Annotated in this window: 28 protein-coding genes; 27 read left to right on the top strand and 1 reads right to left on the bottom strand. The window is 46.9% G+C overall.

Features of this window, described 5'->3' with window-relative positions:
- The first annotated feature begins 11 nt into the window (after positions 1 to 11).
- From ndk to AB4111_RS14020, 25 genes are all read left to right on the top strand, one after another.
- Entirely contained in the window at positions 12 to 455 is a 444-nt protein-coding gene (gene ndk / locus AB4111_RS14140; RefSeq protein ID WP_017687704.1) for a nucleoside-diphosphate kinase, read from the top strand.
- A 25-nt stretch (positions 456 to 480) separates the two neighbouring features.
- Positions 481 to 1,275 carry a CheR family methyltransferase gene (locus AB4111_RS14135; RefSeq protein WP_062835189.1) on the top strand — a complete coding sequence of 265 codons (795 nt, stop codon included), beginning with the start codon at positions 481 to 483 and terminating at the stop codon, positions 1,273 to 1,275.
- Between the two features lie 178 nt (positions 1,276 to 1,453).
- A complete protein-coding gene (gene aroC / locus AB4111_RS14130; RefSeq protein ID WP_442032104.1) occupies positions 1,454 to 2,623 on the top strand; it encodes a chorismate synthase in 1,170 nt (389 codons plus the stop codon).
- A gap of 1 nt (position 2,624) precedes the next feature.
- The gene (aroB, locus tag AB4111_RS14125; protein WP_442032103.1) at positions 2,625 to 3,719 is read left to right on the top strand and encodes a 3-dehydroquinate synthase; all 1,095 of its coding nucleotides are present in this window, start codon (positions 2,625 to 2,627) and stop codon (positions 3,717 to 3,719) included.
- 5 nt (positions 3,720 to 3,724) lie between these two features.
- A complete protein-coding gene (gene aroH / locus AB4111_RS14120) occupies positions 3,725 to 4,102 on the top strand; it encodes a chorismate mutase (protein ID WP_442032102.1) in 378 nt (125 codons plus the stop codon).
- A 691-nt stretch (positions 4,103 to 4,793) separates the two neighbouring features.
- Complete coding sequence (gene trpE, locus AB4111_RS14115; protein WP_442032101.1) at positions 4,794 to 6,362, top strand: anthranilate synthase component I; 1,569 nt, start codon at positions 4,794 to 4,796, stop codon at positions 6,360 to 6,362.
- A gap of 68 nt (positions 6,363 to 6,430) precedes the next feature.
- Entirely contained in the window at positions 6,431 to 7,471 is a 1,041-nt protein-coding gene (gene trpD / locus AB4111_RS14110) for an anthranilate phosphoribosyltransferase (protein ID WP_442032768.1), read from the top strand.
- Positions 7,461 to 8,249 (top strand): indole-3-glycerol phosphate synthase TrpC, encoded by a 789-nt coding sequence (trpC, locus tag AB4111_RS14105; RefSeq protein ID WP_442032100.1) that lies wholly within the window; start codon positions 7,461 to 7,463, stop codon positions 8,247 to 8,249. Before trpD ends, trpC begins: the two co-directional genes overlap by 11 nt.
- Before the next feature lie 35 nt (positions 8,250 to 8,284).
- Positions 8,285 to 8,986: a phosphoribosylanthranilate isomerase gene (locus tag AB4111_RS14100; RefSeq protein ID WP_442032099.1), complete on the top strand. Its 702-nt coding sequence runs from the start codon at positions 8,285 to 8,287 to the stop codon at positions 8,984 to 8,986.
- Positions 8,983 to 10,182, top strand: coding sequence for a tryptophan synthase subunit beta (trpB, locus tag AB4111_RS14095; protein WP_215076005.1), 1,200 nt, complete (start codon positions 8,983 to 8,985; stop codon positions 10,180 to 10,182). The genes AB4111_RS14100 and trpB overlap by 4 nt, the downstream gene beginning before the upstream one ends.
- Complete coding sequence (gene trpA, locus AB4111_RS14090) at positions 10,179 to 10,985, top strand: tryptophan synthase subunit alpha (RefSeq protein WP_442032098.1); 807 nt, start codon at positions 10,179 to 10,181, stop codon at positions 10,983 to 10,985. Before trpB ends, trpA begins: the two co-directional genes overlap by 4 nt.
- An 86-nt stretch (positions 10,986 to 11,071) precedes the next feature.
- The gene (gene hisC, locus AB4111_RS14085) at positions 11,072 to 12,172 is read left to right on the top strand and encodes a histidinol-phosphate transaminase (protein WP_253438585.1); all 1,101 of its coding nucleotides are present in this window, start codon (positions 11,072 to 11,074) and stop codon (positions 12,170 to 12,172) included.
- Positions 12,173 to 12,198: 26 nt separating this feature from the next.
- A complete protein-coding gene (locus AB4111_RS14080) occupies positions 12,199 to 13,293 on the top strand; it encodes a prephenate dehydrogenase (protein WP_442032097.1) in 1,095 nt (364 codons plus the stop codon).
- 710 nt (positions 13,294 to 14,003) lie between these two features.
- Positions 14,004 to 14,597 carry an RNA polymerase sigma factor gene (locus tag AB4111_RS14075; protein WP_062835180.1) on the top strand — a complete coding sequence of 198 codons (594 nt, stop codon included), beginning with the start codon at positions 14,004 to 14,006 and terminating at the stop codon, positions 14,595 to 14,597.
- Positions 14,594 to 15,229, top strand: a complete 636-nt coding sequence (locus AB4111_RS14070; RefSeq protein ID WP_442032096.1) for an anti-sigma factor family protein — start codon at positions 14,594 to 14,596, stop codon at positions 15,227 to 15,229. Before AB4111_RS14075 ends, AB4111_RS14070 begins: the two co-directional genes overlap by 4 nt.
- A 43-nt stretch (positions 15,230 to 15,272) precedes the next feature.
- Positions 15,273 to 15,872, top strand: a complete 600-nt coding sequence (locus AB4111_RS14065; protein WP_253438576.1) for a histidine phosphatase family protein — start codon at positions 15,273 to 15,275, stop codon at positions 15,870 to 15,872.
- A 233-nt stretch (positions 15,873 to 16,105) separates the two neighbouring features.
- Positions 16,106 to 17,224 carry a hypothetical protein gene (locus tag AB4111_RS14060; protein WP_442032095.1) on the top strand — a complete coding sequence of 373 codons (1,119 nt, stop codon included), beginning with the start codon at positions 16,106 to 16,108 and terminating at the stop codon, positions 17,222 to 17,224.
- Positions 17,225 to 17,268: 44 nt separating this feature from the next.
- On the top strand, positions 17,269 to 17,775 hold the full coding sequence (locus AB4111_RS14055) for a gamma carbonic anhydrase family protein (protein WP_442032094.1): 507 nt from the start codon (positions 17,269 to 17,271) through the stop codon (positions 17,773 to 17,775).
- A gap of 23 nt (positions 17,776 to 17,798) precedes the next feature.
- A complete protein-coding gene (locus AB4111_RS14050) occupies positions 17,799 to 17,978 on the top strand; it encodes an IDEAL domain-containing protein (RefSeq protein ID WP_017687723.1) in 180 nt (59 codons plus the stop codon).
- Positions 17,979 to 18,130: 152 nt separating this feature from the next.
- On the top strand, positions 18,131 to 18,553 hold the full coding sequence (locus tag AB4111_RS14045) for a DUF2487 family protein (protein WP_442032093.1): 423 nt from the start codon (positions 18,131 to 18,133) through the stop codon (positions 18,551 to 18,553).
- A 193-nt stretch (positions 18,554 to 18,746) separates the two neighbouring features.
- On the top strand, positions 18,747 to 19,289 hold the full coding sequence (locus AB4111_RS14040; RefSeq protein ID WP_017687725.1) for a ubiquinol-cytochrome c reductase iron-sulfur subunit: 543 nt from the start codon (positions 18,747 to 18,749) through the stop codon (positions 19,287 to 19,289).
- A gap of 15 nt (positions 19,290 to 19,304) precedes the next feature.
- Positions 19,305 to 19,976: a menaquinol-cytochrome c reductase cytochrome b subunit gene (gene qcrB / locus AB4111_RS14035; protein WP_442032092.1), complete on the top strand. Its 672-nt coding sequence runs from the start codon at positions 19,305 to 19,307 to the stop codon at positions 19,974 to 19,976.
- Between the two features lie 21 nt (positions 19,977 to 19,997).
- Entirely contained in the window at positions 19,998 to 20,882 is an 885-nt protein-coding gene (locus AB4111_RS14030; protein WP_253438564.1) for a menaquinol-cytochrome c reductase cytochrome b/c subunit, read from the top strand.
- A gap of 111 nt (positions 20,883 to 20,993) precedes the next feature.
- On the top strand, positions 20,994 to 21,620 hold the full coding sequence (locus AB4111_RS14025) for a DUF1405 domain-containing protein (protein ID WP_253438561.1): 627 nt from the start codon (positions 20,994 to 20,996) through the stop codon (positions 21,618 to 21,620).
- Positions 21,621 to 21,990: 370 nt separating this feature from the next.
- Positions 21,991 to 22,860 (top strand): sporulation protein YpjB, encoded by an 870-nt coding sequence (locus tag AB4111_RS14020; RefSeq protein ID WP_442032091.1) that lies wholly within the window; start codon positions 21,991 to 21,993, stop codon positions 22,858 to 22,860.
- A 116-nt stretch (positions 22,861 to 22,976) separates the two neighbouring features.
- Here the strand turns inward: AB4111_RS14020 and AB4111_RS14015 are convergent, their stop codons facing one another.
- Positions 22,977 to 23,846 (bottom strand): YitT family protein, encoded by an 870-nt coding sequence (locus tag AB4111_RS14015; protein ID WP_253438555.1) that lies wholly within the window; start codon positions 23,844 to 23,846, stop codon positions 22,977 to 22,979.
- A 173-nt stretch (positions 23,847 to 24,019) separates the two neighbouring features.
- Here AB4111_RS14015 and AB4111_RS14010 point away from each other — a divergent pair, with 173 nt between their 5' ends.
- Entirely contained in the window at positions 24,020 to 24,349 is a 330-nt protein-coding gene (locus AB4111_RS14010) for a nucleotide pyrophosphohydrolase (protein WP_017687732.1), read from the top strand.
- Between the two features lie 50 nt (positions 24,350 to 24,399).
- On the top strand, positions 24,400 to 24,924 hold the full coding sequence (locus tag AB4111_RS14005; protein WP_253438552.1) for a tetratricopeptide repeat protein: 525 nt from the start codon (positions 24,400 to 24,402) through the stop codon (positions 24,922 to 24,924).
- Positions 24,925 to 24,991 lie beyond the last annotated feature (67 nt).

Genomic DNA, 24,991 nt, shown 5'->3' with positions numbered 1-24,991 from the left:
GGAGTGAGCTGATGGATCGTACATTTTTGATGGTGAAGCCGGATGGTGTGCAGCGTGGATTGATCGGTCGAATTATTAGCCGTCTGGAAGACAAAGGATTTAAGTTGGTGGCAGGCAAATTGGTGCAGATGTCTGAGGATCAGGCAAAACGCCATTATGCTGAACATGAGGGCAAACCGTTTTTCGATGATTTGGTTCGTTTTATCACATCTGGGCCTGTATTTGCCATGGTGTGGGAAGGGGACGATATTGTGGCGCTTGCGCGCATCGTCATCGGAAAAACCAATGTGAAGGAAGCAGCTCCGGGTACCATTCGCGGAGACTTCGCCAGCCACACACCACATAATCTGATTCATGGGGCAGATTCACCGGAAAGTGCTTCCCGTGAAGCAGCAAATTTCTTTGCTTCAGATGAATTGGTGGTATACGACAAGAGCATCGCAGCCTGGTTGTAATTATTAGCCAAAAGGGTGATACACGATGCTGGAGCAAGAACAACTACTAGACCCGGATTACACCGGATTCATTCGTAAAATCAAAGAGAGCACAGGCATTGATCTTGCTCAATACAAGGAAGGCCAGATGAAAAGAAGGCTGACCACACTTCGCAACAAAAACGGGTTTCATACATTTTCTAACTTTTTTGATGCTATGCAGAAAGATAAATCATTGTTCTACGAGTTCCTTGATCGCATGACCATTAACGTGTCTGAATTCTGGCGTAATCCCAATCGTTGGGAAGTGCTGCGGGACGAGATCCTGCCTGAGCTGCTGGGGTCCAAGCGTCGTGTCAAAGTCTGGAGTGCAGCCTGTTCAACAGGTGAAGAACCTTACACACTCGCTATGATTTTGGACACGATGGGCATTTTGAAGGACAGCTCGATTACGGCAAGTGATCTGGATGAAGGTGCATTGGCCAAAGCCAAAGAAGGGCGTTATATGGAACGCTCACTTAAGGATGTGCCAAAGGAAACGGCGAACCGTTACTTCAAGCAGGATGGCTTGGTATACCGTATTGATGAGCAACTCAAAAATTCGATCAAGTTCATGAAACAAAATTTGCTGGTGGACCGTTTTGATGATGGGTACGATCTGATTGTGTGCCGAAATGTCATGATCTATTTTACCGAGGAAGCCAAAAACCTGTTGTATCACAAATTTGCAGCAAGTTTGCGTCCTGGCGGTATTTTATTTGTGGGCAGTACGGAGCAGATCTTCTCCCCGGGACAATATGGTCTGGAGACAGCAGAAACATTTTTCTATCGGAAAAAATAATGATAATGGTTGTTCAGCCGTCTGAAGCACATGTACATGTGTTCAGGCGGTTATTTGTATACCAAGTACAAGAAAGAGCCGACTTTCTTGTCAAAGCCGGTCAGCTATACTATAATAAGCAAAGAAATTATGGGATTTTAGCAATGTGAAGTTTAACAGTTTAAAGGGGGAACGTATTATGAGTTTACGCTATTTAACCGCAGGGGAGACGCACGGACCCCAATTGACCGCTATTATTGAAGGATTGCCAAGTAATTTGACGATTGATTTTGAAGAACTGAATTTCCAACTTCACCGCCGCCAAAAGGGATATGGTCGTGGACGCCGGATGCAGATCGAGAAAGATCAGGCGAATTTCGTTGGTGGTATCCGTCACGGATATACAACAGGTGCTCCGGTAGCGCTGGTTGTTCAAAATAATGACTGGAAACATTGGCAGAATATTATGAATATTGAGCCGATCGAAGGCAGTGACGAAGAGAAACGTCGCGTTCATCGTCCTCGTCCCGGACACGCTGATCTGAACGGTGGACTCAAGTATAATCTCAAAGACTTGCGTAACGTACTGGAGCGCTCCAGTGCACGTGAGACAACGGTACGTGTGGCATGTGGTGCCATTGCACGTCAATTCCTGGCCGAATTTGGAATCAAGGTAGCTGGACGTGTACTTCGTATTGGAGAGATCGAAGCTCCATATCAGGACCTGCCGATTGATGAATTGATCGCAGTGACAGAAGCTTCCTCTGTACGTGTCACAGATGCTGAGACAGAGAAGAAGATGGAAGCCTACATCGACCAGATTAAACAAGAAGGCGATTCCATCGGAGGAATCGTGGAATGTATCGTTGAAGGGGTGCCAATTGGTCTTGGCAGTTATGTTCAATACGATCGCAAGCTGGATGCACGAATCGCTCAAGGCGTAATGTCCATTAATGCATTCAAAGGTGTAGAGATTGGTATCGGATTCGAAGCCGGAGTCATTCGTGGATCACAGGTGCATGATGAAATCATGCATACGGATGAGCGCGGCTACCACCGGGCGACCAACCGTCTGGGCGGATTCGAAGGCGGGATGACGAACGGTATGCCAGTGGTTGTACGCGGTGTGATGAAGCCAATCCCAACGTTGTACAAGCCGCTGCAAAGTGTGGACATTGATACGAAAGAAGCATTTACGGCTCAAGTTGAGCGCTCGGACGCTTGTGCTGTACCAGCAGCAAGTGTGGTGATGGAGCATGTTGTAGCGTGGGAAATTGCCAAGGCATTCCTGGAGAAATTCGGCGGGGATTCCATGGAAGAGATCCGTGCTAATGTTGCTAACTATAATTCTCAACTGGAGAATTACTAATATGCGTCAGCTGACGGTACAGTTGGAGGAACGCTCATATCCGATTCTGATTGGTAGCGGCCTATTGGCACAAGCCCCTCAATATTTTGAACAATATGGCCTAACCAAAAAAAGTCCGTTACTCATCATTACAGATGAAAATGTGGCTCCCAAATACTTGTCAGGTTTGGAGCAAACGCTGCGTACGGCTGGTTATACAGTCGTATCGGCGGTTGTACCCTCTGGTGAAACATCGAAATCCCTTTCGGTGTACCAGGATATGATGACCGTCGCTATCGAAGGCAAACTGGATCGGAGTTCTGCGATTCTGGCCCTAGGTGGTGGTGTAGTAGGTGATCTGGCTGGCTTTGTTGCCGCTACATATATGCGTGGAATCAAGTTTGTTCAAGTACCTACAACGATTTTGGCGCATGACAGCAGTGTAGGTGGCAAGGTGGCTGTCAATCATCCGCTGGCCAAAAATATGATCGGTGCATTCCACCAGCCGGAGCTAGTACTCTATGATGTGGACACACTTCAATCCTTGCCGCCTCGAGATGTTTCGGCAGGTTTGTCAGAGATGCTAAAGCACGGGCTGATCCGTGATGAGGCTTTCGCACACTGGTGTGAGGAACATGCAGAGGAGTTGCTAGCGCTCAATCCCGAAGCGTTGGGATATGGCCTGGAGCGAGGTTGTGGCATTAAGGCAGAGATAGTATCCAGAGACGAACGTGAAAATGGAGAGCGTGCAGTGTTGAACCTTGGACATACGATTGGTCATGCCATTGAAGCGATTGCCGGATATGGAGAATTCCTGCACGGAGAAGCGATATCCATCGGTATGGCTGGATCGGCATTGCTTGGTGAGAAGCTTGGTGCTCCAGCAGGACTCTATGAAGATACGGTCCGCATGTTGCGTTCACTTCGCCTTCCAACAACGATGCCTGCTCATCTGGACACGGATGCATTAATGGAAGCGATGATGCATGACAAAAAATTCCGTGAAGGTCATATGGTGTTCATCATCCCTGATCGGATTGGGGCAGCAAGAATTGTGAAGGACGTACCTGTGTCGGCAGTTCGGGACGTCATTGAAATGCTCAGGAAGGGAGAATAACAGCAATGGTCACACGGGGAATTCGCGGGGCTACAACAGTCACGCAGAACAACGAAGAACAGATTTTGAAAGAAACGGCTGTATTGCTGCAGGAGATCGTGGATCGCAATGAGATCCAACCGGAAGATATCTGTAGTGTGTGGATTACGTTAACTGGGGATCTGGATGCTGCTTTCCCGGCAAAAGCTATCCGCCAACTGGATGGTTGGGAACTCGTACCACTGATGTGTGCGCTGGAAGTTCCGGTTAAAGGTGCCTTGCCACAATGCATTCGATTCATGGTACATGTCAATACAAACAAAGCTCAGAACGAAATCCATCATGTGTATCTGAACGGTGCACAGGCATTGCGTCCGGATCTGGCAGCACCTTCTGGATCTTAAAGAAGCAGGTTGTCAAACCGATCATAATGATGTATAGTGAGAACCAGTTGAGTAGAGTTGAGATTGAGCTGAGAGCAGCTGAGCTAGTGGAGTATATAGCAGAGTCCAGTGGGTGGTAACCGGGGCAACAGAAACCGGTCAACTGATTCACGGTACGTCGTGCTACGGAATTTTTAACAGGAACAGGGAAGCAAATGTGTCGTAGGATACCTTTTGTTTAGATATATATCGGTACAACACTTACAATGTACTCTCCCATATTTTACGAAATATTGGAATGAGTAGTTGATGTGTTATAACTGATTTATTTTCCCGCCGCATTGGATGATGTGAGATGCATCAATTCAGCGACCTGTAATAATCCGAGAGCGAAGTATAGGGACTTGTTATTTATGAAGCATCACCCTGTTAAATACAGCTTATAACCAAACCTCTACCTGATGGTAGAGGTTTTTTTGTACATATTATTTTTCTTCTACCCTTATAGGTTCAACTAAACTTTTTACACAAACGGAGAGGACAGAAATAACCTGATGAAGCGGAGCGTTCGCCTTTATCACCGGATTTTCCCTTTAGAAAGGGAGTCAAAAAAATCTGGGGATAACAGCGATCGGAAGGTTGTTCTGTCATCGGAGTGTTCAGTGTAAACCTCTCTAGTTAAACTTATATAAATCTGAAAGGACGTGATTTGATGATAACGCCAAACGTTAATCAAGTACTGAAAATGTCAAATGAGTATAATCTGATTCCGGTAGTCAAACGGATTTTGGCGGATATGGAGACTCCGATTCGAATATTCCGCCGTTTTGCTGACAACGACCGGGCATTCCTGTTGGAAAGTGTAGAGGGGGGGATCCAATGGGCGAGATACTCGTTCATCGGTACAGATCCGTTCCTGATGATTTCGGCCAAGAAGGGCCGGATTGTAGTGGAAGAAGCGGGGCAGACTCGTGAATTGCCAGGCAAACCGATTGAAGAACTGAAAGCACTGCTGCGTAAGTACCGCAGCCCAAAAGATGATGAACTTCCACCATTCACAGGTGGGGCAATTGGTTTCTTCGGATATGATCTGCTGTCCTATTATGAGAAGCTTCCAGCTCACGCGCTGGATGATCTGAATATGGATGACATACGTTTTATGTTCTGTGACCAGATTATCGTGTTTGACCATGTGAAGCAGCAGATGCTACTCGTCGGTAATGTACACGTCAAGGATGGTGCAACGGATGATGAGATACGGCAAGCGTATGCAGTGACTTCGGAGAAGCTGGAGCAGGCCGCTGAACGGTTGCAGCAGCAAGGACCAGGGGAAAACCTGAATCCGCGTTCCATTCCGGGAGACGTGGAACTGGGGGATATTCGCTCCAACCTTACGAAGGAACAATTTATAGGTAATGTGGAGCAAGCCAAAGAGTACATTCGCGCAGGTGATATTTTTCAAGTGGTATTATCCCAGCGGTTTCACATTGATACGGAGGTTTCTCCGCTTCACGTGTATCGCGTGCTTCGGACCCTGAATCCATCACCTTATATGTACTACCTCAAAATGGATGATGAGATAATCGTGGGTACTTCGCCTGAAGCACTGGTTAAGGTGGATGGAAATCGTGTGGAGACACGTCCGATTGCAGGCACACGTCCAAGGGGGGCAACCGAAGCGGAAGATCGTGCACTCGCTGCTGATCTGCTCCAGGATGAGAAGGAACGTGCGGAGCATCTGATGCTGGTTGATTTGGGCCGTAACGATCTGGGTCGGGTATCCAGCTTCGGCAGTGTGAAGTGTGACATGTTCATGGAGATTGAACGGTATTCTCATGTGATGCACATGGTATCCAACGTTACCGGTGAGCTAAGAGAAGATAAGGATTTCTTCGATGCGTTCCTCTCATGCTTGCCAGCGGGTACCGTATCTGGTGCACCGAAACTGCGTGCAATGGAGATCATCGCGGAACTGGAGAAAGAGGCACGCGGTGCCTACGCAGGAGCGATCGGATACCTCGGTTTCTCGGGTAACATGGACTCCTGTATTACGATTCGTACGATTATTTTCAAAAAAGGAAAAGCATATGTACAGGCCGGGGCGGGAATCGTGTGGGATTCTGTACCTGAGAATGAATATGTAGAAACGGTTAACAAAGCCAAAGCATTGCTCAAGGCGATTCGAACAGCAGAAGCCATGTTTCCTTCCAAAGAAAAAGACAGCACGTTGAGATTGGCGAATGCAGATTACTTTGTCACACCAGCGGCCGCTAAAAACTGAGAGAGGAGAGACCGGAGATGAACATAAACCCGATAATGAATGAAAACCCTGTAACCCCAATTGCTGAGATGACTCACGAGGATGGTATGAAGAATGGATTAGCAAAGATTTTGGAGGGTAGTCATCTGGAGCAAGCCGAAGCACGAGATTTGATGTACTCGATTATGAGAGGTGAGGCAACGCCGGCTCAAATTGGAGGTTTGTTAATGGCGCTGCGCATGAAGGGGGAAACGGTGGATGAGATCACTGGTTTTGCTGAAGCGATGCGTGGTCAGGGCGGACGGATTCTCACGGATGGCAGCGGCTTGCTGGACACTTGTGGAACAGGCGGATCGGGAATTCACAAATTCAACATTTCCACGGCATCTGCCATTATTGCTTCCGCCGTCTCGGTTCGGGTCGCCAAACATGGCAACCGTTCAGCTTCAGGCAAAGCAGGTAGTGCAGATGTATTAGAGGCACTCGGTGTAAATATCCATCTGAACGGGGAACAGGCCAGACAATGTCTGGATGATATCGGAATTTGCTTCTGTTTTGCCCAGGTATATCACCCTTCCATGCGTCATGCGGCAGGACCAAGAAAAGAGCTGGGTGTTCGTACCATTTTCAATATGCTCGGACCATTAACCAATCCTGCGGGAGCAGATCGTCAATTGCTCGGCCTGTATGATCGTTCCCGGACGCCGATGATCGCTGAAGTACTGAATCGTCTTGGTCTCAAAAGAGCGTTGGTCGTGGCCAGTCATGATGGTCTGGATGAAATCAGCATCTCGGCGCCAACTCAGGTATCTGAACTTCGCAATGGTGAAGTGCACACCTACGATATTGATCCATGTGATATGGGCTTGTCTTTGCATCCGCTCGAAGCGGTGCTTGGAGGAGATGCGGCACAGAATGCCGAAATTATTAAGAGGATCTTCCAGGGTGAGCAGAGTGCCTACCGTGATGTCGTTCTGTTGAACGCGGGAGCGTGCATCTATGTTTCCGGTCTTGCAGATAGCATTGCTGAAGGAGTAACACTTGCCGCTGAAGCGGTAGATTCGGGCAAAGCTGCCGGGAAGCTTGAACAGTTAATTCATACAACGGAGGCGTACAGTCATGTATCTTGATCGAATCGTTGCAACCAAACATAAAGAAGTAGAAGTATTGGCACAGACATTTCGAATGGATGAGGCTATCCAAAAAATCGAACAACTACCCGCAACCCGTGGGTTTGAACAAGCACTATCAAGCGGACGTAATCGCAAACTCGGCCTTATTGCTGAAGTGAAGAAGGCTTCGCCATCCAAAGGGTTAATTCGCCCTGATTTTCATCCGGTAGAGATTGCTGCTGCTTATGAGCGAGCGGGTGCAGACTGCATCTCCGTATTAACGGATGTGTCGTATTTTCAAGGGAGCAATGAGTACTTACAAGCGATCCATCAAGCGGTGAATATTCCGCTATTACGCAAGGATTTTATTATAGATGAACGACAGATTGCCGAGGCAAGATTACTGGGTGCGGATGCGATACTGCTGATTGCCAGTATTCTGACACCTGAACAGATTCGTCAATATCTGGAATTTGCCAAAAGTTTGGGGCTGGATGCCTTGATTGAAGTCCACGATCGAACAGAACTGGAGCAGGTATTGGAGATTCCGCAGGCCACACTTGTGGGCATTAATAATCGTAATTTGAAAACATTCGAAACCAGTCTGAACACGACACTGGATTTGATGGAATTGATTCCAAGTGGCGTCACCTTGATTAGCGAAAGTGGTATTGATGGACCAGAATCAACAGTACCTCTGATCCAGGCTGGTATTCATGGTATTCTCGTAGGTGAGCATCTCATGCGCAAGGATGATGTCGAGGCGGCTGTATATGATCTAATGGGACCCAAATGATGAATACTTCCATACACGATGGCACAGGCGACAGTATGTCAGAACTGAGAAACCCGCTGCCAGCGGCCGTAAAAATATGTGGACTTCAGGACGTTGAAGTGCTAAAATCGATGATAAACTTGCCTGTGGATTACATTGGTGTTGTTTTTGCCAAGTCACGCCGCCGAATCGAACCCGAGCAGGCTGCTGCACTAAGAACGGTGTTGTTCGAATGGTCTGCCTATGATCGGCCGAAGCTTGCGGGTGTATTTGTGAATCCAACGCTCAAAGAGTTGGAACACATTATGGAGATTGCTCACCTGGATGTTATTCAACTGCATGGACAGGAGACTGCGGAATTTTGCCAGCAGGTGAAACAGCGGTGGGATGCCGCAGTGTTCAAAGTTTTTTCTTTTCCCAAAGATGAAACGGGTCCGGAAGCTGATGATGCAGCCATAAGGGCTCTTGATGCTTACGATAAATTCGTGGATGCGATATTGCTCGATACCCATGATCCTCTATATGGAGGGGGCTCCGGGAAAACGTTTGCCTGGGAGCGAATCCCTGCCTATGCTGAATGGGCGAAAAGTCGCGAAATTGCTCTGTTCGTTGCAGGAGGTTTGCAGCCGGACAATGTACAAGAACTAATACAGACATATGCACCTTTCGGCGTCGATGTATCCAGCGGCGTTGAGACTGAAGGTGTGAAGGATATTGCCAAAATTACAGCATTCGTAGAAAGGGTGAAGCAGGCATGACACATCAATTGCCGGATCAACATGGGCGTTTCGGTCACTTCGGAGGCCGCTTTGTACCTGAGACACTAATGAACGCACTTATTGAGTTGGAGGAGGCATATAGCCACTTCTCTGAAGATGAGGAATTCAACAAGGAACTGAACTATCTGCTGAGCGAGTATTCTGGACGTGAAACGCCATTGTATCATGCAGAGCAATTGTCACGCCGCTTGGGCGGACCGAAAATTTATCTGAAACGTGAAGATCTCAACCATACAGGCGCGCACAAAATTAATAACGCCATTGGACAAGGTTTGCTTGCCAAACGGATGGGCAAAAAGAAAGTTATTGCCGAAACGGGTGCAGGTCAACATGGCGTTGCAACGGCAACCGTAGCCGCATTGCTTGGACTGGAATGCAAAGTATTTATGGGCGAAGAAGATACAGAGCGTCAGCAGTTAAACGTATTTCGAATGAAGCTGCTCGGAGCAGAAGTGATTCCGGTTACGTCCGGAACACGGACCCTGAAGGATGCTGGTAATGAAGCGCTTCGCTACTGGGTCAGCAATGTGGAGGATACATTCTATGTGCTCGGATCAGTGGTTGGACCTCATCCATATCCGATGATGGTGCGAAATTTCCAACGAGTGATTGGTGATGAGACCCGTCGTCAGATTCAGGAGATCGAAGGACGTTTGCCGGATGTAATTGTAGCAGCTGTCGGTGGAGGTAGTAATGCGATCGGGATGTTCTATCCATTTATCGGTGACCAGGATGTGAAGCTTGTTGGCGTTGAAGCCGCAGGCAAAGGGGTCGATACCGAGTATCACGCTGCGACGATGACCAAAGGTACGCATGGTGTATTCCAGGGATCTATGAGTTACCTGTTGCAGGATGAGTATGGACAGGTTCAGCCAGCGCATTCCATCTCGGCCGGACTTGATTATCCGGGTGTTGGTCCGGAGCATTCCTATCTCAAGGATATTGAACGGGCAAAATATGTACCGATCACGGATCAGGAAGCACTTGATGCCCTGCAACTCCTATGTCGGACGGAAGGAATTATTCCTGCTCTGGAGTCTGCACACGCGGTTGCCCAAGTTGTCAAACTGGCGCCTGAACTCACAGCAGATGATATTGTAGTCATTTGTCTGTCGGGACGTGGAGATAAGGACGTTGAATCGATCATGAAATACACGGGAGGCGACTTGGGATGAATCTGATGGACCAGACCTTCCAGCAATTGAAGCAACAGAATCGCACGGCACTTATTCCATTCTTAACCGTGGGAGACCCGGATGTGGATACAACGATCGATATCATCAAAGAGCTTGAGCAGGCCGGAGCGGATATTTTGGAACTGGGTGTTCCTTATTCCGATCCACTTGCAGATGGCCCAGTCATTCAGCGTGCTTCCGAACGTGCGCTGAAAAGCCAGATTACTATTCGTACGGTTATGGAAACCGCGGCAAAAGCTCGTAACGCAGGCGTGAAACTGCCATTTGTGCTGTTCACCTATTATAATCCGGTATTGCAGACCGGATTGGATGTATTCTTTGAAGAATTGGTCAAACACGATATCAGTGGCATGATCATTCCGGACCTGCCAATTGAGGAAGCGGAAGAGATGCGACAACGTGCTAATCGTGCGGGTGTACATCTGGTGCCTCTTGTTGCACCTACATCTAATGCACGGATTGAGCGTATTGTGAATGGAGCAAGTGGCTTTATCTACTGTGTATCTTCCCTTGGGGTAACCGGAGAAAGAGCATCTTTCTTTGATGGCGTGGAAAGCTTCATTGAGACGGTGAAAAGTCTGACAGATATCCCTGTAGCGGTAGGTTTCGGTATCTCTAGTCATGAGCAGGTGGCACATTTCTCCCGCATCTGCGATGGTGTTGTTGTAGGTAGTGCCATTGTTCGTCAGGTGGAAGATGCGATTCCTCTGCTTGAAAATCCGGATACGCGTGCAGCGGGACTGTTGCAAATTCGCAACTTTGTGGCACAATTAAAGGGATAGAGATGTCCTGAAAGTACATCCTTTGGACACATGAGGTACACGCTGATTCGTGTCTAACATTATTTCAATAACAGGAGGCGGTTGGGTTGAAACCGAAATCCCAGATTGTCAATCTGCCTGTGTACCAGCCAGGCAAACCGATTGAAGAAGTGAAACGTGAACTGGGGCTTGAACAAGTCATCAAGCTGGCCTCCAACGAAAACCCATACGGCAGTTCTCCTGCCGCCCTGGAAGCCATTACGAGAGAAATGACTAACATAAGCATATACCCAGACGGTAGCTCGGTTGAGCTGACGGGAGTTCTTGCTAAGCATCTTGGTGTTGAACGGAACAATTTAATATTTGGTTGTGGTTCCGATGAGATTATTGCTTTGATCACGAGAGCTTTTTTCTTGCCGGGTGACGAGACCATTATGGCAGATCAGACATTCTCCGTATACAAAAGTAATGCCGATATTGAGGGTGCCGTTACCATCGAAGTTCCTCTTAAAGATGGAACGCATGATCTGAGTGCCATGCTCGCACAGATCAATGACAAAACAAAAGCAGTGTGGGTATGTAATCCGAACAATCCGACAGGTACGATTATCTCCGAGCAGGAACTTACAGCCTTTATGGACCGCGTGCCTGCTCATGTGATGGTCATACTGGACGAAGCTTATTATGAATTTGTAACCGATGAAGCATATCCGCAAAGCATACCATTGATCGAACGGTATCCAAACTTGGTCATTCTGCGGACATTCTCTAAAATTTACGGTTTGGCTTCGCTCCGGGTCGGGTACGGCATTGCACGTCCCGAAATTATTGATTTGATAAACCGTGTACGTGAGCCGTTTAACACTTCCCGATTTGCACAGGTTGCGGCAACGGCTGCACTACTGGATCAGGATTTTGTTCAAGAGTGCTCGAAGCGAAATGCAACGGATCGGGATTTCCTGCAAAATGAATTTACACGGTTGGGGTTGTCGTATTTCCCTTCACAGGGTAATTTCATTATGGTTGATCTGAACATGCCTTCGGCAACGGCGTTCCAATCCTTGCTCAAACAAGGCATTATCGTTCGCCCAGGATTCCACGTATACCCAACTTACATTCGTGTGTCCGTCGGAACATCAGAACAGAACCGTGCATTTGTCACGGCACTGGAGAACACGCTAGCTGAGAAGGCGGTAGCACGCCCTTAATACTGGCGATGAAAGAGTGAGGACCCATGAAACTAAAAATTGCAATGATTGGTGTAGGACTTATCGGCGGTTCACTTGCGCTCTGCTTCAAAGGCAAGCCAGGTGTAACCGTGATGGGCTACGCCCATATGGATGAACTGAAGGACAAGTACATAGCGAGCGGTGTAGTGGATGATGCTACGCTCTCTCTGGAAGAAGCGGTAGAGGATGCCGACTTTATTTTTTTGTGCGTTCCCGTAGGTTTGCTCGAATCCTATTTTGAGAAGCTCTCCAGGCTGCCATTGAAAAAAGGATGTATCATCACGGACGTAGGAAGCACTAAGGCTTCCATTGCCGCTTGTGCCGAGCATGTGCGGCTGACTGACGCTTACTTCATTGGTGGTCATCCTATGGCAGGTTCGGAGCGTGCAGGCGTGGATGCGGCCTCAGCCGTGTTGTTTGAGAATGCATACTATGTCTTAACCCCTTCAGAACATGTACCTGAGGAAGCCTACAGCAGGTTGTCTGAGCTGCTTGCGTATACGCGTGCACAGATCGTGCGTGTGGAGCCTCTGCTGCACGATGACATCGTGGGGGCAATTAGTCATCTGCCACATGTTATTGCTGTTGCGTTGGTAAATCAGGTGCGTGAATATAATGAGTCGAATCCGCTGTATAAAATGCTGGCTGCAGGTGGTTTCCGGGATATTACCCGAATTGCGTCCAGTGATGCGATTGTATGGAGAGATATCTTGCTTAGCAACCGTGATGTCCTACTGGGCTTGCTTAAGGACTGGAATAGCCAGATGACGGCCTTTACGGATATGCTGGAGCATAAGAACGGTGAAGGCATCGAGGAAGCATTCCGTCAGGCCCGTGAGTTCCGCAGTGTATTGCCCGAACGACGTAAAGGCATGATTTCACCGTTATTTGATCTGTACACCGATGTCCAGGATGCTCCGGGTATGATCGGTAAAATCGCAACTGAGCTTGGGGCGAATGACATCAACCTGAGCAACTTGGAGATTATCGAAAACCGGGTGGATGTGCCGGGCATTATGCGTCTGTCTTTCCGTCAGGAAGAGGATATGGAACGAGCCAAGACATTATTGGATTCTTTAGGCTATCAGGTCTGGATATAATACGTGAAAGGGGGCGAAAGCCCTCTTTTTTGTGAGGTCATATTGGAGTTGTTATGTGATTCACGTCACTGATCAAAGAGGGGGAATACATACAAGATGAATGTAAATGTTAACATATAAACTAGAGTTAATCCCTTTTTAAAGACAAAAAAAAGACCGCTTACAAAAGCGGCCATTGCTCACGTGGAGCAATACAGTTATTGGATAGGAGTGGAGAGAAACCATACTGTACCCTTATTATATGTATACGTTTTCATTTTGTCAACACTTTAACTAAAATTGTTTGAATTAATTATATCTATCGGAAATTTCAGGATAATAACTCCTTTTTTAGAGTGCTTAGATCAAAAAAATATCACATTTTTGTAACCTTTTCAGTACATCGTCCGTCTATATAAGAAAGGCTTACCAAAAAGGCTCAAAATGAAGTCATGAACGTGAAAATGACTGCATATGAATGACAGGTCGGGTTCTGTGGACAGCAATGGATTTGCCAGGATGATGCAGACCGTTGTACAATAAATACTGTTAATGTAGAAACGTTGGGGAAATTGCCATTACATAGGGGAATTTGGCGGGAAGGCCAGTTATGGTGCTGAACGCTGTTTATATGCGGTGAGAACCGCAACTTTTTTGTGCCTGTTCGGTAATACATGGATAGAGTCGAACGGGGAGAAGCACATGGATGGGCGAGGAGGGGTCGCACTCAAATGACGGATTCCCAGTTGATTCGAGAGATCAAGGAAGGTAACCTGGAGTTATATTCCGAGCTGATGAGTCGTTATCAGCGTAAAATACTGGCTTTCGTATATCATATGTTGAAAAGTTCCAATATGGAGCTGCTTGCGGAAGATCTCTGTTCTGAGACTTTCTATAAGGCGTTCCGCAGTCTGCACTCTTTCCGTGAGGTGGATGCCTCATTCTCAACCTGGTTATATACCATTGCGAGAAATACGGTACTGAGTGAGCTTCGCAAACAGCGCAGCGGAAATGTCCCACTTGAAGAGAGCGGGATTGTTCCCGTTGCTCCTTCGGAGAATGCACCGGAGTATGCTGTACTGCGCAGCGAGCGGGTGATGCTGGTTAGAGATGCGATTAACAACTTGCCGGAGAAGCAACGTTCTGCGATTATACTCCGCGAGTATGATCAACTAGACTACCAGGAGATTGCGAATATTCTTGGGCAGAGCGTCAGTTCTGTGAAATCGCTATTATTCAGAGCAAGATCAAGCGTAAAAACTCAATTGGAACCTTATTTCTTCGAACCGGTGTACGAGCCATATGAAGGGATGAAGAACCGATGAATTGCAATGAAGCCCAGGAACTGTTTGCACTGGTCTGGGACTTGCCGGAAACTCATCCTCAGCGGATTGCATTTCATGCTCATCTCGCTGGCTGTGAAGAGTGCTCCGAGCAGTTTGAGGTCTGGGAAGAAGCCCAGATCTTGCTGCACAGCATCCCGGTTCCAGTGACAGAACAACAGGCAGAGAGAGTAAACCGTAACGTTATGGACCGGATCTATGCGGAGTCTCCATGGTTATTGCCGGAGGAGGCAAAGGTTAATCGTTTCTCTGCTGTGATTCGCAAGCATATGTCTTTGTGGATTGCCGCGTTCCTGGCTATTTTTTTATGCAGCTTTCTGTACATGGCAATGTTTAAGCCAGATGTATCAGAAGCTGAGCAAACCCAAGTTGTTGCTACGGGTATTCTTGAGACAGGGGTTGCCGGAAGCGCACCTTCGTCATCTGGATTGTATCAGTACGACATGACTGGAGCGGATAGAGGAAGCATAATTGAACCATTTGTAGTGAGTATGGGACCTGCTTATCCGCAGTATTGGATGGCCCTGTCTTTACTTGCAATTGGAATGGCGTTATTTTCTCTTGGACGTATGCATCGAACAACGAATAAACGTAAACAAGGTGCGAGTGCATAGGTAATAACCTTTCGTTCGCCGTGTGGAGAAATGAGGGATGTAAGTGCGAATCGGGCTTATTCGTCACGGTCTTACAGACTGGAATGCGGCGGGCCGTATACAGGGGCAGACTGATATACCTCTGAATGGAGAAGGTCGTGATCAGGCAGAGCGACTGGGAAGACGTCTGTTGACGGAAGAATACCAGTGGGACTATATCATCACAAGTGGGTTATCGCGGGCACAGGAAACAGGGGAGATTATCTCTGAACTGTTGAATGTACCTTTGCTTGAGCCGGACGCACGGTTGAAAGAAAGGGCTTTTGGTCAGATCGAAGGTCTGACTTCAGAAGAACGGGTTGCCCGCTGGGGTCAATCGTGGGAGACATTGGACTTGGGACAGGAGCAGATTGCGGATATCCAGATTCGTGCACTGGCGTTTCTGGAAGATCTATGGTCTGCCTACCCGGACCAAAACGTACTCATTGTTACTCATGGAGCTTTTCTGGCGAACCTGTTAACAGCCTTGTTTAAAGATCGGTATACGCAGCGGATTGGAAACCTGTCACTGACGATCCTGGAAAAGGAACGTGATGACTGGAGTCCGCTGTTATATAATTGCACACGACATCTGTCTTTGGACACAGCAAAACAACCTGAGTAATCCACTTGGGTTGTTTTTTTTGCATTTTATGGGGAAATAAAGCCTTTATATGATTTCAAACCTCTCATTTTTCTTCTGATTGTCCGACTTGGGGCATAGTATGATTTAAAACATAAAAGATTTCCAAAAAGAGGTTTAGATTATGGGAATTCCGTCAACGATGTTTACAAAACCAAACTATTTCAGGCTCCGAATCAGCAGCCGAAGTAGTTAACGGGCGAGGCGATGGACCCATGAATCTAGCGGATATGCTTACTTTTGCCGATATTGGCCAGCTTAATCGAATAGCAGACTATTACCAATGTGAATGCAAGCCCAACTCCAAACATGAACTCATCCAGAGTATTCTCACTACATTGGGCAGCAGACCCTTTTTTGAGCAGCAGGTACGTCAACTGAATCAAGCAGATCAGCGCTTTTTGAACAACTTGTTGTTTGATCCTCGCCAATATTATGGTATGGAAGAACTCATTGCCATAGCCCGTCAATCGATGGACAAAAAGGAGAGTGAGGCTGGCGCCAGTCCACGTGATCTCATCGTTCGCTTCAATAAGAGTGGATGGTTGTTCAATGGGACAACGCAGCAGACCAGGTATTTGTATCAGGTGCCACAGGATCTGAAATTAAGATTCAGGGATGTGTTATCCACACATCTGCGAGCAGGGATTACAAAAACGACGGAACCACCCATGTATCGGGATGAGTATCATCTCTTAGCGGATGATCTCAAGTTGTTCCTACAGTTTGTCCAGCAGCACGAAATTGCCCTTAACGCTGAGGGCATGATGTACCGGCGCTCTCAACAGCAGATTATGGATCATCTACACATTAGTGAGGAATTGGTGGGCAAAGGTGGATGGAGATTCGGATATGGCCGTTCGTTCAAGGATTACCCGGATCGTTTCGCACTTCTCTACGACTATGCATTTCACCATCGGCTGGTTCGTGAGGAGCAAGGCATGCTGAAGCTGTCACCAGCTGGAGAAGACAAGCTAGGGGCTGAGAAAACAGCCGAAATGATACAGCTATTTAGGTTTTGGTTAAGATTGTATAAAGGTGCTATTCCCAATCTGTCCTCTATTGTGTATTGGACAGGCGAATGTGCCTTGGAATGGTCGACCGCCGAGTCGCTGTTTCGTCAGATCGGTCCATTCATTCAGCCGTTCTATTATGATACGGCCGAGGCCATCTATGATAACAGAATTGTTAAAATGATGTTGCATCTTGGCATGGTCCGTATTGGGGAACATGAGGAAGGCCGGACGATACAAATGACAGCCTGGGGCTCACGTCTTGCTGCATCCTGTCGCTCCATTTCAGGAGACATTACACCTATTATGTTTGACAAGTGAAGGACAAGTTGCTAAAATCACTCCCAAATTAAGGAGTGATAATAATGATAATTCCATACAAAGGTTTACAACCTCAGTTACACTCTTCGGTATATGTGGCTGAAGGTGCAAAACTAATCGGTGATTTAAGAATGGGAGAAGAGTCTTCCGTCTGGTTCAATGCGGTCCTACGGGCTGATTTGGCTCCTATTATCATTGGAAAGCGCTGTAATATTCAAGATAACGTTGTCGGGCATGTCAATACGGATCAACCTTTGATTGTGGGAGATGATGTTTCCGTAGGACATACAGCGATCATTCATGGTTGTCAGATTGGAACTGGATCATTAATCGGCATGGGAGCCATTCTGCTGAATGGAGCCGACATTGGTGAATATACACTGATTGGAGCCGGTTCTGTTGTTACTGAGAATAGTAAAATTCCGCCCTATACTCTTGCTTTGGGGACACCTGCCAAAGTGATACGTGAGCTGACTGATGCCGATCTGGAGCGGATGTCCAGAACTTCACTGGGTTATGTCACCAAAGGAAACGAATATAGGAGCTCTTAAATCCGTTTTGGAGGTGCATCCTATTGGATAAAATGAAAGTTACGTATGAAGTCATGTTGGGGCTGGCAGCTGAGATGGTGTGGGACGAAGCGCTTCGCAAACAGCGCAGCGAGAAGCTCTATTTGGAAATCGATAAAGCGTTAGCTACCGGAGACGAAGTAGCTTTCCGGAGTCTGACGGATGAACTGAGGACCATAAACTGATAGACAAAATAGATCCTTTCTGAGATAAAAGGGAATGCGCAGATGCGTGTTTCCTTTTTTGATATGTGAAATTCCGAAATGAATGTCTGGATTTATAAGATATGGTCATATATAATATGGGAATAAAATGGATAGAGAGGGGATATAGGGAATTGAAATTCAGTGAGATGACTCAAGACAGCTGGGCTGAACTGCAACTCTATCTGGATACATGCCTTATTCCATACACAGCTCTTAGCGGCGAGCAGTCGCCAGTTGAAGTTACCGAGGCATTGGAGCGGCTGAGAGATTTTCTGGACATGGTCGAAATTCCTTTCAAAGGGCGAATCATGACTTATCCAGCCTTACATTATGCCAATTCGGAATTGTCAATGACATTAAATTCCTTGTCCGCACAGCTTAAATCTTCAGGATTCAAATATGTGGTTATGATGTCATCAGATGGTCATTTGAATGAAGTGGACATTCCATATGCTGATCTGGTTTTGAGTCGGTCCGTGTTAACTCATGAGGTCGGAGAAGAGGGGATTGCGAGATTTGTAGGGGAAAAGATACGAGAGTTGTGGAAAAAATAGTTTTTGACGACAAATGTGACAATTTACCAACATTTTTTTTAATAACGCTTACAATTGAACCTTAAAAATGTGTGACAAATTCTTGACGGTGTTCTAGGGCTACTATATGATTATGTATGTTCTAGTAAGTCGTGGAATTTATGAAAATGAAAACGTTTGAGAGAGTTGGCTGAAAAAGGGGGTTGGAGACAGTATGAGCAGTGAGCATGACCACCACGAAGCTTCATTGAAATTGCCAAGCCGCATGGAGATGTCACGCAGGCAGTTTTTGACCTACACGCTTGGTGGAGCTACAGCCTACATGGCCGCCGGTGCAATCCTTCCTATGGTCCGTTTTGCGGTGGACCCGATTTTGCAACATAAGGGAGAAGGCACCTCTGTCAAAGTAGCTGAAATCAGCAAAATTACGAATGAGCCTCAAGAATTCACCTTTGAACTTAAACAACAGGATGGTTGGTATCTGAGTAATGCATCGTTAGTGGCGTGGATTCGCAAAGACGAGCAGGGTAAAATTTATGCACTCTCACCTATCTGTAAACATCTGGGATGTACAGTAGGCTGGAATAGTGACAAGCAGTACCCTGACGAGTATCATTGCCCCTGCCATGGCGCGCACTATGACAAGGAAGGGAAGAATCTTGCCGTAGCCCCCAAACCGCTGGATGAGTACGTAGTCAAGGAAGAGCAGGGTTGGGTATATCTGGGCGACATTGTTCCGAACACCCGAGTGAATTAGGAGGCGTGAACGCAGATGTTTAAAAATGTCTATGACTGGATTGACGAGCGTCTTGACATCACGCCAATCTGGCGGGACGTTGCGGATCATGAAGTTCCAGAGCATGTAAATCCGGCTCATCACTTTTCCGCATTCGTGTACTGCTTTGGTGGATTGACGTTCTTTATTACTGTTATTCAGATTCTGTCAGGCATGTTCCTGACCATGTATTACGTACCTGATATTATCAATGCCTACGCAAGTGTGGAGTATCTGCAGACCAAAGTAGCCTTCGGCCAAATTGTTCGCGGCATGCACCACTGGGGAGCCAGTCTGGTTATCGTAATGATGTTCTTACATACGATGCGTGTGTTCTTTACAGGCTCTTACAAGGCACCGCGTGAAATGAACTGGGTTGTCGGCATGCTGATCTTTTTCATCATGTTGGGCCTGGGTCTGACAGGGTACTTGTTGCCATGGGATAACAAAGCCTATTTTGCAACAAAAGTAACACTGGAGATTGCCAATACGGTTCCTTGGTTGGGACCGATTATTAAAGAATTCCTGCAAGGCGGTACGATTGTTGGTGCACAGACACTAACCCGATTCTTTGCCCTGCACGTATTCTTCCTCCCCGCTGTGCTTCTGGTGCTTCTGGTCGGACACTTTATCATGATCCGCAGACAGGGCATTTCGGGACCACTATAAACTGAGAAGGGAGGAATTGCAATGGCTCACGGACATAAGAAGGATGATGAGGAAAAGGTTATCTTTGTCGGTGATTCACGGGTTCGTAAAGGGGCGGGATTCATTACCCCTCCTGATTACACGGCGTATCCCGGCAAATCAGAAGCCTTTATTCCTAACTTCCTGCTGAAAGAATGGATGGTTGGTGTCGTTGTATTGGTGGGGATTCTGGTACTAACGATCTCAGAACCTGCACCTTTGGGATATCCGGCCAATCCAAGCGCATCCGTTATTCCCATGCCGGACTGGTACTTCCTTTTTCTATATCAGTACTTGAAGTATCCATACGCATCGGGCGATTACGTTTTGCTCGGGGTACTGGGGGTCAGCGGAGTCGCTTTTGGAGCTTTGCTGCTGGCACCATTCCTGGACACAGGCAAGGAGCGGCGTTTCTATAAGCGCCCCATTGCTTCATCACTGATGATTTTGTCGGTCATTTCTGTATTCTACCTGACGAATGTAGCGTGGACACACTACGAGCATGAGTTGGAAGCAAGTGGACAGAAGCCTGAACATATTCAACGTGAAGAAGAAGCGCTGGAGAGGCGTGAAGCGGGGCTCCCACCAGTTTCCAATGCACCTGGACAGCAAGAAGAAGTTGCGATCGTGGAACAGGATGATCCTGCAATGGAAACGTACAAAAAGGCTGGATGTATTGGCTGCCATGCGGCTGATATGAAGGGCGCAAGTGGACCTTCACTTCGGGGTGTAGGTGACAAGCACAGTCAGGAAGAGATTCTGACTATTATCAAAGAAGGCTACAACGAGATGCCTGCGATGTACGATCAAGCGATTGCTCAAGGTGTAACGGATGAAGAGATTACTCATCTGACCGAATGGCTTGCGAAACAGAAAGCAGAACAGTAAAATCGAAATAACCAATGAAACCTGATCGTTTATGCGGTCAGGTTTTTTTGAAGTGTTTTTTGGACAGCACTGTATCGTGCGCAATATATGATGAAGGAAGGGGCAGGGAATGTGGCTTTATCGTATTTCTGGAGCAGGGAATTTCTGACCAATCGTTATTTCCTGTGGCTATTATTTTGGTGTAATGCGGTAGGAACGGTATACGGATACATCTGGTACGGAGAGCAAATGAAATTGACGCTGGCTGAGCAGCCGGTGTGGCAGATCGTATTTGTGCCAGATAGTCCAACAGCGAGTTTGTTTTTTACTTTAGCATTGCTATGGATCTTGTACCCACCACGGTCCATTGTTATCAAACGGATCGGACATGTGATTCAGGCGCTTGCTGTGGTCACATCTGTGAAATATGGCGTGTGGGCCGTATCCATTATTTTCGCTGGCTGGATGCAAGGCGGCACACAGCACTGGCAAGACTGGATGTTGATTGCTTCGCATAGTGCAATGGCGATTGAAGCTCTTATATATGTACGCTTTTTCGGCTTCCGATGGGCTGCCCTTGTCGTTGCAGGTCTCTGGACGCTGTTGAACGATACAATGGATTATACATATGATATTTACCCTTGGTTACCCGGTTCCCTCTATGATCATGTAGATGGTGTACGTAATTTCACATTCGGACTAACACTGGTGAGCATTCTGTGCGCGTGGCTAGCCTTAAGACAGGCAAGACGTACCTGATCTCATACTTTGGAGAAATAATAACTCGTTTCATGAAAAGTCGCTATTGTAGCGGCTTTTTTTGTGTCCAAAATGTGTTCACATTCTGCTGTTTATGTTAGAAACGACAGCTGACTATGCGGATGGAACATTCACCCTTTTGAAAGATGCGTTTGACAGCTCGATTCTGGATTGCAAAATGAATGTGAAGATCGAATTTTTTCGATGGGCAGAGTATGAACTATTCCATTCAAAAAAAGCGGAAATAATGTAACAGGTTTAGGTATCGTTTTCTAAATGAACTGTCACAAGTCGAGTAGGGTACGGAATCCTCTTCTGCTTGTTCTAACGAACTGTCCCCCGCCATACATTGGTGGTGGGAGGGATGTCCATGAAGAGAACGTTGGGGATCAAAACTGGCTTATTGGTGGTATCGTTCATGGCTCTGCTGCTTTGGACGAACTTAGCATATCGTGTAACCGCGCAAAGTGAAGGACTGGATTCGATGTCAGATCAACAAGTGTCCACAAGCAATTCAATTGCACAACTTAATGAGGAAGCAGCCATATTGTATCGTCAGGCGCTCGAGAACAATATTGAAGAAGTGCGAGGAAGCATTCTGCGCATCAGTAAAAGTTTGGAGCATATTTCCTTTGAGGGACAAACAACAGTCGAGGGCATTCACGCCTTGTCCGAAACCGTAGTTGAAGTGAAACAAGCCGTTGTGAAGGTGAAAAATGACGATGCTTCTCTTCAGCAGTCCTCTGCCAAACTCAGACTTGCAGCAGATAGTCTCGCAAATCCAACCAAGCCTTTATGGCTTCAGTATTATAAAATCGTGAAAAACGATCTGGACGCTTTATCTGCTGCTACAGATCAAGGGCAAACTGCGGCCGTACTGGCAAATCGCTACACCGTTCTGGAGGAGCATTATGAGACGATTCGTCCTGCGGCACTGATTCGCCGTGAACCGTATGAAATTGCTCAGATGGACGCTTGGTTATCACATACCAAAGGGCTTACCGCTGCAAAGCAGCCTGATCTGGCTCAGTTAAGGAGCATGGTGGGTCATGGGGAGGAACTGGTGAACCAGTTATTTGGTCGCGAGAAGGACGAGAGTGCCTTTGTACCGTTTGTACAAGGCCCTGACCGCAGGGCAGCCGGGCTGCTCATAAGTTCGGTCATTGTGGCCACGCTAAGTTACGCCGGATATCGTAAATATCGTGCACAGCAGCAGGGAATTTTTCCTTTTCGGCGCTAATTGGATATAAACGTGATCGTGGTATATTTTTTTTAAAAAAAAGACCTCTTTCGCATAAACAGCCACGGTAACGGCTCTTCATGTGGAAAGAGGTTTTCTTGTAGTTGTGTAGTACGTCAGCTTTCTTTGAAACCTTCGCCATGTACATCGTGAACATCGCTGATGATGACAAAAGCTCTGGGGTCAATGGAACGTACAATGGTCTGCAGACGCCTGAACTCTTGCCTGGATATCACACAGTAGGCCATGTGTTTGGCCTGTTTAGAGTACGCGCCAATAGCTGGAATGAGAGTAACGCCACGATCCATATCCCGTGTGATCTGATCCGCAATCTCGGGTGCATGGTCACTAATGATCATAAATGCCCGGGCAGAATATGCACCTTCCTGAATAAAGTCGATGACTTTGGAAGCGATGAATACAGCTACGAGCGTGTACAGAATTTTTTCTTTGGGGATGTAGATGAGAGAGAGCCCGATAATGACAAAATCGATGCCCAGTAATACTCGCCCCATACTCCACCCATACTTGCGATTGAGAATACGAGCAATGATGTCTGAACCGCCCGTCGTTCCACCCCAACGAAATACGATGCCAAGACCGGCTCCAAGGGTAACACCTGCATATAATGCTGCTAACAGGAGGTCATTCTCGGTATGTAATGGTTCAATCCAGCCCAGATGAATCAACTTCTCAAACAACCATAGAAAAACGGTCAATGCCCCGATTCCGATACCTGTATAGATCATCTGTCTGCCGCCCAAAATTTTGAGCCCGATCAGAAATAGGGGGACATTAAGAATCAAGGTCGTTAGTGAAGGTGAGATGCCGAAGGCATAATTAATCAGCACGGTAACCCCGGTGAGGCCACCTTCCATAAGTTGGTTAGGGATAATGAAATAGAGGAGCCCAAAGGCATATAAGGCTGTACCCAGCAGGATGGGAAGTACCAGTTTAACTTGAACCCAGGTTTTGGCAGTGCTCATAAGATCCCTCGCTGTATATAAATTAGAATGAAGAAGCAATCATTCCCATCCTAGTATACCTGTTTATTGATTCTTTAAAAATGATTTGTCGCTGATGATGGTGGAAGTGAATCTAAATAACTGATATTATTAGGAACAAATACGACATCATTTCAAAAGGAGAATCCGTTCTCATGGAGAAAAGCATCGCAGAAATGCAGCGTGAGGTTGATCAGTATATCTCCCAGTTCAAGGAGGGATATTTCAGTCCTCTGGCCATGTTGGCCCGGATGTCTGAAGAGGTTGGGGAGCTTGCCAGGGAAGTGAATCATGAGTTCGGCGAGAAGCCGAAGAAATCTTCCGAAGCAGCCAATTCCATTGAACTTGAGCTTGGAGATATTTTATTTATCACGATTTGTTTTGCGAACTCACTCGGTATTGATTTGGCTGAGGCGCACGACAAAGTCATGCATAAATTTAACACCCGCGATGCCAATCGGTGGACTCCCAAAAACACCGATTAGGCGTAGATTACATATGCTGTACCATCACCCGATCGGGGAGGGTCAGCTTAATGATGAAACCGGAAGAATATATGCAGCAGGCTTACCGCTGTATATTGCAAAATGATTTTGAGCAGGCGATTCGTTGGTTCGAGTCAGCCATTCACGCTCATCCCAAACATGCGGAGTTATATTATCGCTGTTCCATTACCCACGCCCGCAGCAAACATCTTGTTCCGGCGCTAGAATATGCACGTAAGGCGGTTGAATTGTCGCCAGGAACAGAAGAGTATATTTTACATCTGCAGACTTTGGAAGCGAAACAATTGACCTCCAGAGCGAAGTTGCTGTTGGAGCAGGCGGGTATTGCAACACAGGAGCGCTATGTGGAAGCGTCAACGATTCTGCAAGAAGCGGTCAAACTTGATCCGCTCTCCGTGGAAGCGCATGTTATGCTTGCGCTGGCATATAGTGATTTGAATGAATTTGACTATGCAATTCAGGCGCTGCGTGAGGCAATCTTGCTGGACCCGCAGAATGGGCAACTGCATCAAATGTTACAGGAAATCAAGCAACGTATGAAATCCATTCAATAAGAATTCATTTTGGAAAGATTTCATTCTAGTTGAAATGGATTCAACGATATGAACCAACATAGCGAGG

The sequence above is a fragment of the Paenibacillus sp. 2KB_22 genome, assembly GCF_052115745.1.
Taxonomy (GTDB): domain Bacteria; phylum Bacillota; class Bacilli; order Paenibacillales; family Paenibacillaceae; genus Paenibacillus.
The sequence above is the reverse complement of the archived record's forward strand: the minus strand, read 5'-3'. Positions and strand labels throughout refer to the sequence as shown.

Coding starts and splice junctions, on each gene's coding strand:
- ndk (WP_017687704.1), top strand. CDS start 12: ATGGATCGTACATTTTTGATGGTGAAGCCGGATGGTGTGCAGCGTGGA.
- AB4111_RS14135 (WP_062835189.1), top strand. CDS start 481: ATGCTGGAGCAAGAACAACTACTAGACCCGGATTACACCGGATTCATT.
- aroC (WP_442032104.1), top strand. CDS start 1,454: ATGAGTTTACGCTATTTAACCGCAGGGGAGACGCACGGACCCCAATTG.
- aroB (WP_442032103.1), top strand. CDS start 2,625: ATGCGTCAGCTGACGGTACAGTTGGAGGAACGCTCATATCCGATTCTG.
- aroH (WP_442032102.1), top strand. CDS start 3,725: ATGGTCACACGGGGAATTCGCGGGGCTACAACAGTCACGCAGAACAAC.
- trpE (WP_442032101.1), top strand. CDS start 4,794: ATGATAACGCCAAACGTTAATCAAGTACTGAAAATGTCAAATGAGTAT.
- trpD (WP_442032768.1), top strand. CDS start 6,431: ATGACTCACGAGGATGGTATGAAGAATGGATTAGCAAAGATTTTGGAG.
- trpC (WP_442032100.1), top strand. CDS start 7,461: ATGTATCTTGATCGAATCGTTGCAACCAAACATAAAGAAGTAGAAGTA.
- AB4111_RS14100 (WP_442032099.1), top strand. CDS start 8,285: ATGTCAGAACTGAGAAACCCGCTGCCAGCGGCCGTAAAAATATGTGGA.
- trpB (WP_215076005.1), top strand. CDS start 8,983: ATGACACATCAATTGCCGGATCAACATGGGCGTTTCGGTCACTTCGGA.
- trpA (WP_442032098.1), top strand. CDS start 10,179: ATGAATCTGATGGACCAGACCTTCCAGCAATTGAAGCAACAGAATCGC.
- AB4111_RS14080 (WP_442032097.1), top strand. CDS start 12,199: ATGAAACTAAAAATTGCAATGATTGGTGTAGGACTTATCGGCGGTTCA.
- AB4111_RS14075 (WP_062835180.1), top strand. CDS start 14,004: ATGACGGATTCCCAGTTGATTCGAGAGATCAAGGAAGGTAACCTGGAG.
- AB4111_RS14070 (WP_442032096.1), top strand. CDS start 14,594: ATGAATTGCAATGAAGCCCAGGAACTGTTTGCACTGGTCTGGGACTTG.
- AB4111_RS14060 (WP_442032095.1), top strand. CDS start 16,106: ATGAATCTAGCGGATATGCTTACTTTTGCCGATATTGGCCAGCTTAAT.
- AB4111_RS14055 (WP_442032094.1), top strand. CDS start 17,269: ATGATAATTCCATACAAAGGTTTACAACCTCAGTTACACTCTTCGGTA.
- AB4111_RS14040 (WP_017687725.1), top strand. CDS start 18,747: ATGAGCAGTGAGCATGACCACCACGAAGCTTCATTGAAATTGCCAAGC.
- qcrB (WP_442032092.1), top strand. CDS start 19,305: ATGTTTAAAAATGTCTATGACTGGATTGACGAGCGTCTTGACATCACG.
- AB4111_RS14030 (WP_253438564.1), top strand. CDS start 19,998: ATGGCTCACGGACATAAGAAGGATGATGAGGAAAAGGTTATCTTTGTC.
- AB4111_RS14020 (WP_442032091.1), top strand. CDS start 21,991: ATGAAGAGAACGTTGGGGATCAAAACTGGCTTATTGGTGGTATCGTTC.
- AB4111_RS14015 (WP_253438555.1), bottom strand. CDS start 23,846: ATGAGCACTGCCAAAACCTGGGTTCAAGTTAAACTGGTACTTCCCATC.
- AB4111_RS14010 (WP_017687732.1), top strand. CDS start 24,020: ATGGAGAAAAGCATCGCAGAAATGCAGCGTGAGGTTGATCAGTATATC.
- AB4111_RS14005 (WP_253438552.1), top strand. CDS start 24,400: ATGATGAAACCGGAAGAATATATGCAGCAGGCTTACCGCTGTATATTG.